Origin of the sequence: Acinetobacter sp. 22301 (assembly GCF_052045285.1) — a bacterium.
GTDB classification, from domain to species: Bacteria; Pseudomonadota; Gammaproteobacteria; order Pseudomonadales; family Moraxellaceae; genus Acinetobacter; species Acinetobacter pittii.
Genome location: NZ_JBQEOR010000015.1, coordinates 20,722 through 33,923 on the forward strand (window position 1 = coordinate 20,722; position 13,202 = coordinate 33,923).

13 protein-coding genes and 4 tRNA genes are annotated in these 13,202 nt (G+C 40.0%); 16 read left to right on the forward strand and 1 reads right to left on the reverse strand.

What is annotated here, in order from left to right:
- The first annotated feature begins 132 nt into the window (after nucleotides 1-132).
- Together ACTJJH_RS16895 and fghA are read left to right on the forward strand one after the other, a co-directional pair.
- Nucleotides 133-1,584 carry a C13 family peptidase gene (locus ACTJJH_RS16895; protein WP_005071224.1) on the forward strand — a complete coding sequence of 484 codons (1,452 nt, stop codon included), beginning with the start codon at nucleotides 133-135 and terminating at the stop codon, nucleotides 1,582-1,584.
- Nucleotides 1,553-2,398: an S-formylglutathione hydrolase gene (fghA, locus tag ACTJJH_RS16900; RefSeq protein ID WP_320124615.1), complete on the forward strand. Its 846-nt coding sequence runs from the start codon at nucleotides 1,553-1,555 to the stop codon at nucleotides 2,396-2,398. The genes ACTJJH_RS16895 and fghA overlap by 32 nt, the downstream gene beginning before the upstream one ends.
- 5 nt (nucleotides 2,399-2,403) lie before the next feature.
- On the opposite strand, the gene ACTJJH_RS16905 is transcribed toward fghA, so the two are convergent.
- A complete protein-coding gene (locus ACTJJH_RS16905; protein WP_000843456.1) occupies nucleotides 2,404-2,676 on the reverse strand; it encodes a DUF2218 domain-containing protein in 273 nt (90 codons plus the stop codon).
- Nucleotides 2,677-2,860: 184 nt separating this feature from the next.
- Here ACTJJH_RS16905 and rpe point away from each other — a divergent pair, with 184 nt between their 5' ends.
- The 14 genes from rpe to ACTJJH_RS16975 all read left to right on the forward strand — a co-directional run bounded on the left by rpe (nucleotide 2,861) and on the right by ACTJJH_RS16975 (nucleotide 13,036).
- Nucleotides 2,861-3,547, forward strand: coding sequence for a ribulose-phosphate 3-epimerase (gene rpe, locus ACTJJH_RS16910; protein ID WP_000043044.1), 687 nt, complete (start codon nucleotides 2,861-2,863; stop codon nucleotides 3,545-3,547).
- A 356-nt stretch (nucleotides 3,548-3,903) separates the two neighbouring features.
- On the forward strand, nucleotides 3,904-4,725 hold the full coding sequence (locus ACTJJH_RS16915) for a Cof-type HAD-IIB family hydrolase (RefSeq protein ID WP_440601491.1): 822 nt from the start codon (nucleotides 3,904-3,906) through the stop codon (nucleotides 4,723-4,725).
- 103 nt (nucleotides 4,726-4,828) lie between these two features.
- A complete protein-coding gene (locus ACTJJH_RS16920; protein ID WP_320124613.1) occupies nucleotides 4,829-5,224 on the forward strand; it encodes a hypothetical protein in 396 nt (131 codons plus the stop codon).
- 41 nt (nucleotides 5,225-5,265) lie between these two features.
- Nucleotides 5,266-7,203, forward strand: coding sequence for a copper resistance system multicopper oxidase (locus tag ACTJJH_RS16925; RefSeq protein ID WP_320124612.1), 1,938 nt, complete (start codon nucleotides 5,266-5,268; stop codon nucleotides 7,201-7,203).
- Nucleotides 7,190-7,945, forward strand: coding sequence for a copper resistance protein B (locus ACTJJH_RS16930; RefSeq protein WP_320124611.1), 756 nt, complete (start codon nucleotides 7,190-7,192; stop codon nucleotides 7,943-7,945). The genes ACTJJH_RS16925 and ACTJJH_RS16930 overlap by 14 nt, the downstream gene beginning before the upstream one ends.
- Nucleotides 7,946-7,973: 28 nt before the next feature.
- On the forward strand, nucleotides 7,974-8,969 hold the full coding sequence (locus ACTJJH_RS16935; RefSeq protein ID WP_033848156.1) for a cation transporter: 996 nt from the start codon (nucleotides 7,974-7,976) through the stop codon (nucleotides 8,967-8,969).
- Nucleotides 8,970-9,118: 149 nt separating this feature from the next.
- Nucleotides 9,119-9,439, forward strand: a complete 321-nt coding sequence (locus ACTJJH_RS16940) for a DMT family transporter (protein WP_044102872.1) — start codon at nucleotides 9,119-9,121, stop codon at nucleotides 9,437-9,439.
- Between the two features lie 12 nt (nucleotides 9,440-9,451).
- Nucleotides 9,452-9,931, forward strand: coding sequence for a methylated-DNA--[protein]-cysteine S-methyltransferase (locus ACTJJH_RS16945; RefSeq protein WP_005071208.1), 480 nt, complete (start codon nucleotides 9,452-9,454; stop codon nucleotides 9,929-9,931).
- 133 nt (nucleotides 9,932-10,064) lie between these two features.
- Nucleotides 10,065-11,285, forward strand: a complete 1,221-nt coding sequence (argJ, locus tag ACTJJH_RS16950) for a bifunctional glutamate N-acetyltransferase/amino-acid acetyltransferase ArgJ (protein WP_304595334.1) — start codon at nucleotides 10,065-10,067, stop codon at nucleotides 11,283-11,285.
- Nucleotides 11,286-11,429: 144 nt separating this feature from the next.
- On the forward strand, nucleotides 11,430-12,494 hold the full coding sequence (nadA, locus tag ACTJJH_RS16955) for a quinolinate synthase NadA (RefSeq protein WP_002115913.1): 1,065 nt from the start codon (nucleotides 11,430-11,432) through the stop codon (nucleotides 12,492-12,494).
- Between the two features lie 142 nt (nucleotides 12,495-12,636).
- Nucleotides 12,637-12,713, forward strand: a tRNA-Pro gene (locus ACTJJH_RS16960).
- Nucleotides 12,714-12,769: 56 nt separating this feature from the next.
- Nucleotides 12,770-12,846: transfer RNA gene (locus ACTJJH_RS16965), tRNA-Arg, on the forward strand.
- 33 nt (nucleotides 12,847-12,879) lie between these two features.
- A tRNA-His gene (locus tag ACTJJH_RS16970) sits at nucleotides 12,880-12,955 on the forward strand.
- 4 nt (nucleotides 12,956-12,959) lie between these two features.
- Nucleotides 12,960-13,036 (forward strand) — tRNA-Pro (locus tag ACTJJH_RS16975).
- Nucleotides 13,037-13,202: the final 166 nt, after the last annotated feature.

Below are 13,202 nucleotides of genomic sequence, written 5' to 3' on the forward strand. Positions count from 1 at the left end.
TATGTAAGGTTAGGTTTTATTGCTTGAATAATGCACAAATATATGTGATATAGTTCAAAAGCATGATTGCTAAAATTCTTAGCAGGCATACACTTAAGATGCCTGTCAAAACGAAATTTTTGAAAACCTTTTATGATTGATCTTAAACCCTCCATTAACTTTTGGCATGATTTTAAAAGCAACCAAATTGCCGGAATGTGGCTGTTTTTGGGGTCAAGACGTTCTTTACAGATTGTACATCCATCTATTCTTCAGCTTATTGTTTGGGGAATTTTAGGAGGATGTACCAACTCTCTTTATAGCTGGCTTGTAGCTGGTCAAATCGGTGATTTTAATTCACAAGGTCTAATTGGTTATGCACTTTGGCCATTCATTGCCTTAATTGTTGGTATTTTCTTATCACAGCGAACCAACCAACCTCGCTTAATGCTAGTTCCTGCTTTACTTTGGCTGGTTCTAGATACAAATATCTTATTAATTCAATGTTTAATCCAGTATTTGGGGTCTAACGGTTATCTCAACTTTATTCCCGATGCTATTTATAACGGAATTTTACCGAGTTTATTTGTAGCTTTATTCGTGTGGCAAAGTTTAGCCGTAATTTGGGTTTTCTCACGTGAGCTTAAGTGGCCATGGTGGGAACGTGCACTGGTTATGGTTGCGACCATTGCAACGATGGTGGTTTGGCAACTTTCTGTAAAAGATCAACCGATTTGGAAGGTCGAAGATTCGGCTCCAACGTTTGCTGAAGATGCTTTTTATGCGCAAAGTAAACTGTTAAATGATTCTTTAGAGCAAGTTCAATATGGTGAGCTCGCCAAAAGCCATTGGTATTTTCTAGGTGTTGCTGGCGATAGTTATCAAGATGTTTTTAAATCGGAAGTGGTCCGTATTAAAGAACAGTTTGATACACGTTTCGGAACAATTGGTCGCTCAATGATGCTGGTCAATAATCCAGATACCCGTACAGAGATTCCAATTGCCTCTAAAACCAGTATCGAGTTAGCCCTACGCCGTATGGGGCAGCAAATGAACCGTGATAGTGATGTCTTATTTCTATATATGACTTCACACGGGGAACAAAATCACTTTGAAATTGAAAATGCACCATTAGATTTAGGGCAAGTAGACCCGAAATGGTTACGTGAAACACTGGACAAATCCGGTATTCGCTGGCGTGTAATTGTAATCTCAGCCTGTTATTCAGGAAGCTTTATTCCTGCTTTACAGTCTCCTGATACCTTAATTATTACTGCATCGGCTGCTGATAAAACTTCTTTTGGGTGTAATAACGAAGCTGACTATACCTATTTTGGTCGAGCTTTCTTTGATTTGGCTATGCGAGAGCAATCGTCGATGAAAGATTCGTTTAACACAGCTAAGCAAACAGTAACCAAATGGGAAGTGGCTCAAGGTGTTGAACCTTCAGAACCTCAGTGGATGATCGGTAAAAATATGGAACTTATGCTACCTCAATTGGAAAAGTATCTATTTCCTCAGCAAAATACGGGTAGTGTAGATATTGCTCAAACAAAAACAGAGGCTAAAAACGATGCAACTCCTGCAAAAAAACCGCTGCTTTGAGGGTGAGCAGCGCATATATCAATTTGAATCTTCTTATTTAAAAGGGCCTGCTAAGTTTGGTGTTTATTTACCACCGGCAGCTTTAGAGGGTAAAGCTTGCTCAACTTTGTTTTACTTAGCGGGTTTAACGTGTACTGAAGAAACTTTTGCCATTAAAGCCCATGCGCAACATATGGCAGCACAACTTAGTCTTATCTTGATTACACCTGATACTTCTCCTCGTGGCGAACAGGTTGCGGCAGGGGATCATTGGGATATAGGTCAAGGTGCGGGCTTTTATATTAATGCTACAGAAGCACCTTGGTCTGAGCATTATCAAATGGAAAGTTATTTAATTGATGAGCTATATCCACTCATTTTAAAAAGCTTTCCTGTAAACGATCAACAAGTTGGTATCTTTGGGCACTCAATGGGTGGCCACGGCGCATTGACTTTGGCTTTTAAATATCCTGAGAAATTTAAGTCGGTATCTGCTTTTGCTCCGATCTGTGCACCAACAGAGTGTGCATGGGGAAACAAAGCGTTTAGCCATTATTTAGGTGCAGATCGCAATAGCTGGTTAGCTCATGATGCTACAGCTTTAGTCTCAAAGAATGGTGCAATATTTAGCGAAATTTTGGTGGATCAGGGATTGGATGACCAATTTTATGAACAACTTCACCCTGAAAAATTTAAGCAAGCATGTTTAAAAGCAGGACAGCCTTTAACTTTAAGACAACATGCTGGCTATGACCATGGTTATTATTTTATTCAAACCTTTATGGATGAGCATTTACAGTTTCATGCAATCCAGTTAGAAAAAGTATCTGGCTAATTAGTTTAGTGTTGCCATTCAACTTGAAATTCTTGTTGAGCCATACGGTTTAGATGATCAAGCACCACTTTTTCTAAGTGGTTGTGGTCATCTAACTGGCTATCAATAGCAACGTTTAACTGCTCTGTTTCTGGTGCAAGCGTAATCGTTGCTGTAGGCATTAAGATTTTAAAATCTTGTTCAGTTTCTTGTACTTCAAACTTGTGCTTCCAATGATTAACTAGACGTTTTGCAATGCGTTTTCCATCGTTTGTTAATAGATGAGTTGTGCTTTTCATTATCAATCCTCACATTGGTTTAATGTACCTTAACAAATTCGTTTCGCCGTTAGCATTCTATTGTTGCAACGTTACGTTTCAAGTTTGAAATGTTGTCATTTAAGCAAGGAAGGGCGGGCCAATTAGGTTCTTTTTTGTTATAATTTTTAGCCTCTCCTTAAACTTCTAGCCAGGTCATCCACCTATGTCCAAGCCTTATTTGATTGCTCCTTCTATTTTATCTGCCGATTTTGCTCGTTTAGGCGAAGATGTAGACAAAGTGTTAGCCGCAGGTGCAGATGTAGTGCATTTTGACGTTATGGATAATCACTATGTTCCAAATTTAACTTTTGGTGCAGGTGTATGTAAGGCTTTAAAAAACTATGGGATTACAGCTCCTGTTGACGTGCATCTAATGGTATCTCCAGTTGATCGAATTATTGGAGACTTTTTGGAAGCAGGCGCAGATATTATTACATTCCACCCAGAAGCATCTCACCACATTGACCGCTCATTACAGCTGATTAAATCTGGTGGTGCTAAAGCAGGTTTGGTTTTTAACCCAGCAACACCATTGCATTATCTAGATTATGTACTTGATAAAGTTGACCAAATTTTATTAATGAGTGTAAACCCTGGTTTTGGTGGACAAAAGTTCATTCCAATGACTTTAGAAAAATTACGTGAAGCTCGTAAAATTATCGATGCAAGTGGTCGTGATATCCGTTTAGAAGTTGACGGTGGTGTTGGCCCTGCAAATATCCGTGAAATTGCAGAAGCTGGTGCAGATATGTTTGTTGCGGGTTCCGCAATTTTTGGTCAACCCGATTATAAAGTTGTGATTGACCAAATGCGTGCAGAGCTTGCGAAAGTAGGCAGTGTTGATGCTTAAAAAGATAGAGTTAATCTAAAATAGACTTGTGGATAACTTTGTTTATAACTGTATGGATAACTGTGTTGATAACCGTATGGATAAGATGTTGGTAAAATAAACAAAATTAGATCAACCGTTTATTCTATAGACAAAAACTATGAAAAAAGAACGTCTTGGCGTTCTTTTTTTATGCGTGTTGAATAATTTATTAGCTGGTTTTTTATTAAGCTTTGCTAAAAAATAACCTGTGCAAAAAACGATGCAGCTCTGTGTAAAACTTTTTGTGCATAGATACGTATAAAACTGTAAAAGTGTCATGAAAAATAAAGCTAAATTTGGTTTAATAAGTTTTTAGTAAGAGACCTTGATCATTAATGACAGTAAAAATTTTAGCGGTAGATATGGATGGGACTTTTCTTAATTCCAAAAAGCAGTACAACAAAGCACGTTTTTTAAAACAATACGAACAACTAAAACAAAATAATATTCATTTTGTGGTAGCCAGTGGTAATCAACTTGCAAAACTTGTTACCTATTTTCCAGAGATTAATCATGAGATTGCATTTATTGCAGAAAATGGCGCACATGTTGTAGATGCTGGGCAAGAAATAGCTTTTGCTCATTTAAGTCAACAACAATACATTGAGATTCTAAAAGCAATCGACCCTTCATATACCTCAACAATGGTGATCTGTGGAAAACAAAATGCTTACGTGCATAGATGTATGAACGCAGAAGACTATGCCAAAGTTGCCCGATATTTTGAAAAACTGACAGTTGTAGATGACTTTTATGCACTAGATGACTTAGTGTGCAAAATTACTTTTACCGCTCAGGAAAACGAAAGCTTTGCGATTTTTGAGCATTTTCAGAAGCAAAGCTTTGTAGCAGATAAAGTTTTGGTACCTGTTTCAAGTGGTTTTAATTTTATCGATTTGATTCTTCCCGACCAGCATAAAGCACATGGTTTGAAGCTGTTACTACAAAAATGGCAGGTTGAACCTAATCAAGTGGTTGCGATTGGTGATAACAACAATGATATGCAGATGATTAAAGCTGTGGGTTATGGGTTTGCAGTTGAAAATGCAGTAGAAGCATTAAAAGCGGTGGCGCTTTATACCACTGTAAGTAATGAAAAAGAAGGTGCATTAGAGGTGATTGATTTAGTACTTCAGCATCAACCCCCATTTGCTTAATTGCTCTATAACAAGCATTTAAGATAGAAAATTGTATCTCTTTTAAAACTTCGTTATGCTAATGGCATTAAGATCACTCATTGGCTCTAGGTGATAAATCACAATGGCTCTACAACACTTACGCAAGTATGCTTGGTTTGTGTTCCTAATGGCTTTCGTCATTGGGTGGAGTGGTGTGTCTATTGCACAGACGCCTATGCAACATGATCTTAATACTATGCCGTGTCATAGTGAAAAATCTTCGCATAACAATATGCATACTCAAGCAAATGATCAGACCGTATGTCATCAAAAGATGACTCAGTCTCTTCATTCGCATGGTGAGCATTGTCAGGACTGTAACCCAGTCCATTGCCAAATGGTGAATTTAGCTCTGCAGCAAGCTGTACCTGACGTTGAATCCCCACTTATTCCTATTTTATATCAATTTAGCAGTATTTATCAGGCTCAACATTTAGCCGGATACTGGCAAGAGATTTTACGTCCTCCTAAAGCTTGATCCTTATTTACTTATTTTTTTAATTAAAAAGGGTCACAGCAATGTCTCATAAAACAATTAGCAGCTTAGTCGCTGTATTTGGACTATTGGTTTCACCATGGTCACTCGCAGCAATTAAGGAATATCACCTTAATATTAATGAACAACAGGTCAATGTTACGGGCAAACCCCTTAAACGAATTACCGTAAATGGAAAGTTTACAGCACCACTCCTCGAGTTTGAGGAAGGGGATGAAGCTGTTATTCACGTCCATAACCAATTAAAGAATCAAGATACGTCTTTACACTGGCATGGCTTATTACTGCCAGGGTTAATGGATGGCGTACCTGGTTTTAATAATTTCAAAGGAATTGCGCCAAACGGAGATTTTGTTTACCGCTTTAAGGTGAAACAAAACGGCACTTATTGGTATCACGCCCATAGCAAAGGCCAAGAGCAAGATGGTTTATATGGGCCACTTGTGATTTACCCGAAAGGGAAAATACCCGTAGCTGCACATGAAAAAACGGATCGTGATTATGTGGTGATGCTTTCAGATTTTCATAATTCTTCTAGCGATAGCATTATGAGGAATTTGAAGAAATCTGCTGAGTATTATCAAAACCGCCGTGAAACGGTATCTGATGTCTTGAAGCAAGTTAAAACGCAAGGTTTAAAAGCAACTTGGCAAGATCGTTCGATGTGGAATCAGATGCGGATGTTAAAAACCGATATGTCTGATGTGACGGGCTATACATTCTTAGTCAACGGCAAAACACCTCAGCAAAACTGGATAGCTAACTTTAAGACTGGCGATAAGGTGCGATTACGATTTATTAATGCATCAGCGATGTCATTTTTTGATGTCAGAATTCCAAATTTGAAAATGACTGTTGTGAGTGCAGACGGGCAGCCAGTTAAGCCAGTTGCAATTGACGAGTTTCGTATCGGTACAGCCGAAACCTACGATGTCATTGTAGAACCTACGCAATCAAATTATCAGATTGAAGCAGAGTCTATTGACCGCAGTGGTTTTGCCATTGGGACTTTGCACAATGAAAATACGCAAGCTTTAGGGCCAATTCAAATGCCGCAGCCGCGTCCACGTGCTTTGTTAACTATGGATGATATGGGCATGAGTCATGGCAATGGGGCAAGTGATGAACATGTTGGCCATCAAATGAACACGCAACATGACATGTCGGCTATGCCTGAAATGAAAAAAGAGGCGAGCCATGCTAATCATAATTCTACAATGATGAACATGGATCATGACATGAAAAATATGGCATCTGGCGAACATGATCATTCCATGATGCAAATGAAGCATGACATGTCAGCGATGCCTGAAATGAAGCATGATATGCAGGCAATGTCAGCTAGCGAGCATGACCACGCTATGATGAATATGAATCATGAGATGCCTGCGCAATCTGAGAATAAGCCTAAAAAGGATGAACCCGTTTATGGCTGGGCAAATGCTTCAACACCAGAGGGTATGAAAGCACTGCAATATAGTGATTTGCAATCTTTAACACCTCAGCCAGACACGCGTGCACCAGAACGTGAATTAGTTATTCGTTTAGGTGGCAACATGGAGCGTTATATCTGGACCATTAATGGCAAAAAATTTAGCGAAGCTGAGCCATTACAAGTTAAGTATGGCGAACGTATTCGCTTGAAGTTTGTGAATGACAGCATGATGGCTCACCCAATGCATTTACATGGCATGTTCATGCAATTAGAAAATGGCCAAAAAGCTGAAAACTTACCAAATAAACATACTCTTATTGTTCCACCTGGAAAAACCGTTACTGCGTTATTGACAGCCGATGCATTAGGCGAATGGGCGATTCATTGCCATTTGCTCTACCACATGAGTGCGGGAATGATGAATAAGTTGATTGTTGCTCAAGTGAATGATGGACAACAACCTGCTCAAGCTCAACCATCTGTTCAATCTGAAAATGAGAAAGGAGCTAGTCATGCGCATCACTAAGTTATTTTCTCAAATGATATATTACGGTGCTTTCTCAAGCATATCAGTATTTACTTTTGCTCAAGAGCCTTTAACTCATGATCATTTACGTGAACATGGCGGACAGATCTATCAAGCAACAAAAATTGATACTGGCTGGACTCAAAATGAAGAAGGAGAAGATAGTTTTTCTTCTGAATTAGAAACTTGGGTGGGAACGGATGAAAATAAATTGTTCATTAAAGCCCACGTTGAAAAAGCAGAGTCAGAAGATGCCAATTATGGCGGTTCAGTACTTTATAGTCGAAATGTAGCTGACTATTGGGATGTACAGGCCGGTGTAAACTACGAACGTTTGCAACGGGAAGATGAAAAGCAAGATCGCTGGGCTGGTGTCGTGGGTTTACATGGCATGGCGCCTTACTTTTTTGAAACCGATGCATATCTTTATGCAGGTGAAGACCAGCTATGGAAGTTAAGTTTAGAAACAGAAAGGGACTTGCTCTTTACCCAAAAGTTAATTGGTAAACCTTATTTAAAAGCAGATGTCGTTTTGCAAGATGAATCTCGCTATGCCAATAAAACAGGGCTATCTAGTTTACAAGTTGGCTTTCAAACCCGTTATGAAATCAACAAAAAGGTCATGCCATTTGTTGATGTTGGTTACGGCTATGAAAAAGGTTTAAAACAAACTGCTTGGCAAACTGGAACCGACTCCGAACATGGTTGGTATTATGGAGCTGGGTTAACACTAAAATTCTAATTGCCGAACAAAAAGTAAGCTTAAACATATGCCATTGGTTTATACTAATGGCATTGTTTTTTGTGTCAGTTATGGTGCAAAGATGGCTTTAGAAAAACAAGAGAATCAAATACATTTAAGTAAAAATAGCTCTAACTGCGAATGCTCAAGCATGTCGTCTCAGGAGTGTTTCACACCTAGTGAACCTGTGACTAAAAAGAGTCAATGGGTAAGTTATTATCATATTCCCCGCATGGATTGTGCAGCCGAAGAGCAAATGGTGCGGATGGCTTTAGCCTCTTACACTGACGATATTCAAGAACTTCATTTTGATTTGCCTGCACGCCATTTAGCGATTTATCACAGTCTTCAAGCTGAAAGGATTACTCAAAGTTTACAGCGTTTAGGATTAGGAGCCGAGTTACAACAAACACAGCCACATTATGAACCTGTTGAAAAACCTAAAAAGGTTCGACCAAGTACTTCAACGAATGCAGCACAAAAACAAGTTTTACAATGGTTGTTACTGATTAATGGGGTCATGTTTGTTATTGAGTTAATGGCAGGCATCATTGCTTCCTCTACAGGATTAATTGCCGATTCGCTCGATATGTTTGCCGATGCTGCAATTTATGGCATTGCTTTATTTGTGGTGGGTAAAAATCTAAATGCGCAATTAAAGGCTGCGCATCTTTCGGGGTGGTTGCAGTTTGGGTTAGCCATGATCGTGTTAGTTGATGTACTTCGCCGTTTTATTTACGGTAGTGAACCCGTTTCAATTCTCATGATTTTAATTGGCGGATTAGCTCTTGCGGCCAACATTAGTTGTCTTTATTTAATGAGAGACCATAAGGAGAGCGGGGCACACATGAAGGCGAGTTATATCTTTTCTGCAAATGATGTCATCGTCAACTTGGGTGTCATTGTCGCGGGAATATTGGTTGCCATTACAGGTTCGCGTTATCCTGATTTAATGATTGGATTGATTATTGTTTTGTTTGTTTTAAATGGTGCACGAAAAATTTTACAGTTAAAAAATGAATAATATTTTCTGATAGAGGCAAGCCTGTGTCAGGGTTTGCCTTCATTTTTTATTTTAAAGTAAACTGAGTCCTCACATAAAGGAGGAACGACCTCCCCCATAATGGGACATCATGTCGGGACGACCTGACGCTATAAAAATTAGTGAATGTTATGGCTTGGGCTATTTTAATTTTAGCAGGTGTATTTGAAATCATTTGGGCATATTCTATGAAAATGTCCGAAGGTTTTACACGTTTAACCCCTAGTGTTATTACCGTAGTTTTTATGATTTTGAGTGTAGTTCTGCTTTCAATATCAATGAAAACTTTACCTCTTGGCACTGCTTATACGGTTTGGACAGGCATTGGCGCAATTGGGTCATTTCTTGTAGGTATATTTTTTCTTCATGAACCTATTGGAGCTATACGAATGATTGCCGCTGTATTAATTGTGTCAGGTTTGGTTTTAATGAAAATTTCATCGCCGTCTTAAGAGAATAAAACTATGTTGCTGTCTTATAAGTATATCAATTCGCCTGTTGGGCAATTAAAACTAGTTGCGAATGAAAATGCTTTGGTGGCAATACTCTGGGACAATGAAAATCCAAAACGTGTTCGACTGGCCGAGCTGGTCGAACAACTTGAGCATCCAGTTTTATTAAAGACGGAACAACAATTACAAGAATACTTTGAAGGCAAACGCCGTGAATTTACATTGTCGTTAGATTTCGAAGGAACTGCATTTCAAAAGCAGGTCTGGTCTGCTTTACTGACCATCCCTTATGGTGAAACAAGAAGCTATAAAGATATTGCTGTTCAAATTGGCAATGAAAAAGCGGTGAGAGCAGTTGGCGCTGCAAATGGCAAAAACCCGATTTCAATTGTTGCACCTTGTCACCGAGTCATTGGTGCGGGTGGAGCTTTAGTTGGTTTTGCTGGTGGGCTTGATAAGAAAGATATTTTATTAAAACTAGAGCAACAATGAGCCGTTTTTGCGCTCGATTTTTTTAGTCTTTTCTACTAAGCTGTTCACAATGATATTTCATAAGGTCGGTGCTTTATTGCATCGCTTTTTTTGAAATATTGATCTTATTCAACAAACTTTGGATGTTCTAAAAATGGCTGTCGGTGACGTAACAATGCCACAAATGCATGTGGTAAAAGGTGTAAAAATTGGCTCAACAGAAGCATATGTACGTTACCAAAACCGACGAGATTTAGTCATTTTTGAGTTTGCAGAAGGCTCAAATGTTGCTGGTGTATTTACGCAAAATGCATTTTGTGCAGCGCCTGTTCATGTCTCTAAAGCCCATCTTGCCGAAGGTAATCCTCGTTATTTAGTGATTAATACGGGTAATGCCAATGCGGGAACCGGACCTACGGGTTTGAAAAACGCTCAGGATACTTGTGCGAAGTTAGCGGAGCTTGCTGGAGTAAATAGCTCTGAAGTACTTCCGTTTTCTACGGGGGTGATTGGCGAGCAGCTTCCAATGGAGCGTTTACTTGCTGGACTTCAGCCTGCATTAAATAGCGTACAAGATGCGGCTTGGAATGATGCTGCAACTGGCATTATGACGACAGACACTGTGCCTAAAGGAGCATCTGAACAATTTGAGCTTGATGGCATTACTTATACCATGACAGGTATTAGTAAAGGCGCTGGAATGATTCGCCCGAACATGGCAACCATGTTAAGTTTCGTGGCAACAGATGCACCTATTAGCCGTGATTTAGTACAAAAGCTACTAAAAACCACGGTTGAGCATTCATTTAACCGTATTACGATTGATGGCGATACTTCGACTAATGACTCTTGTATTTTCGTAGCAACAGGTCAGGCGGGTGGCGCTGAAATTACATCGGACAGTGATGTACGCTACGCTAAAGTGTTAGAAGTTCTTGCTCGTGTAATGAATCGTTTAGCACAGTTAATTGTCCGTGATGGTGAAGGTGCGACGAAATTTATTACTGTTGCTGTAGAAGGCGGCGCGAATACTCAAGAATGTTGTGACATTGCTTATAGTATTGCGCATTCACCACTTGTCAAAACTGCACTTTTTGCATCGGACCCGAACTGGGGACGTATTTTAGCTGCGATTGGCTATGCAGGCGTTAAAGACCTAGACGTGTCTAAAATTCAAGTGTGGTTAGACGATGTACAAATCTGTAAAGACGGTGGCGCAGCTGAGGACTATACCGAAGAAGCGGGTGCGCGCGTTATGGCACAAACCGAAATTACCATTCGTGTTGATTTAGGACGTGGTCAGGCCAAAGACACGGTATATACCTGTGACTTATCTTACGACTATGTCAAAATTAATGCTGATTACCGTTCTTAAATATCAGTTATAATCAAGCCTCGACAAAGAGGCTTTTTTATTAGCCCCATCTTTTGATATTAAATGATTCAATCCGTAAATCATTTAAGCAGTAACGTTATATGCGAGCAGGTATGCCAGCATGAAGGATAGAGAAGACGTTTTATGAGTGATGCGACTTTAATTGCCAACGATGCAAAAAACATTGTACAAGCGCATTTAGACCGTTTAGGTGAGCCAAAAGACAATCGCTTAAGTGAAGAAGCAAAACAACAAAAGTTTGCGCAGATCGAAGCAGAGCTCAAAAAACGTGATGCTGTCCTTGTTGCTCATTACTATTGCGACCCTGAAGTACAAGAACTTGCCGAAAAAACAGGTGGATGCGTTTCTGACTCTTTAGAAATGGCCCGTTTTGGACGAGATCATGCAGCCTCTACACTGGTTGTGGCTGGTGTTAAGTTTATGGGAGAAACAGCAAAAATCCTGTCTCCTGAAAAAACAATTTTAATGCCGACACTTGAAGCAACCTGCTCACTCGACTTGGGTTGCCCAGTTGATGAGTTCACGGCATTTTGTGATCAGCACCCTGACCACACTGTAGTTGTTTATGCCAACACATCGGCTGCTGTTAAAGCACGTGCAGATTGGGTCGTGACATCAAGCTGTGCGGTCGAAATTGTTGAGCATCTAGACAGCTTAGGTGAAAAAATTATTTGGGCACCAGATCAGCACTTAGGGCGCTATATTCAAAAGAAAACAGGTGCAGATATGTTGCTTTGGGATGGCGCATGTATTGTGCATGAAGAATTCCGTGCACGTGGTATTGCCAACATGAAAGCACTGTACCCAGACGCTGCTGTATTGGTACATCCTGAGTCACCAGAGTCGGTTGTAGAAATTGCAGACGCGGTAGGTAGTACGTCTCAACTCATTAAAGCTGCGCAGACTTTGCCAAACGAAAGACTCATTGTGGCAACAGACCGCGGTATTTTCTACAAAATGCAGCAAGCAGTACCCAATAAGATTTTAGTTGAAGCGCCAACAGCGGGTGAGGGAGCAACTTGTCGTTCATGTGCGCACTGTCCGTGGATGGCAATGAATGAACTTGACGGAATTTTAGAAGTTTTACAAAAAGGTGATCAGGAAATACACGTCGATCCAGCGCTTGCTGAACGTGCCAAAATGCCTTTAGATCGAATGTTAGCCTTTAGTGCATCGTTAAAACGTTAAAAAACCTCAAAATGCTTGTTAAATATACATTTGATAAGGATTTTTAACTTTTTTTGAGAATAGGTGTTGACGTCTGAGGGCGTCGCGCCTAGAATGCACACCGTACCGCACGATGTGCGATACAGCAAAAGCTGAGATAGATCGGAGCATAGCACAGCCTGGTAGTGCACCTGGTTTGGGACCAGGGGGTCGTAGGTTCGAATCCTACTGCTCCGACCACTTAAAATAATATTTTAAGATCGGCGAAGTATCGCATGATAAGCATCATCGGTTAAGCGCCTGTAGCTCAGTTGGATAGAGCATCCGCCTTCTAAGCGGATGGTCACAGGTTCGAATCCTGTCAGGCGCGCCATTTGGTAGCTTGGTACATAGAACTTATTTGATGGTGGATGTAGCTCAGTTGGTAGAGCCCTGGATTGTGATTCCAGTTGTCGCGGGTTCGAATCCCGTCATTCACCCCAATTTCGGAGCATAGCACAGCCTGGTAGTGCACCTGGTTTGGGACCAGGGGGTCGTAGGTTCGAATCCTACTGCTCCGACCATATTTAAAAGCGTTCAAGCTTTAAAAATATCCCAAATATTAAAATCATTTCTTCTAGTCTTACAGATAGAAGGAATTTTTTTGTTTTCTAGTTCGAAATTTTAATTCATACATACTCCAATCTTTGAACTTCTTTATATAAGCTCTGTTCTCTGTTCTCTGTTCTC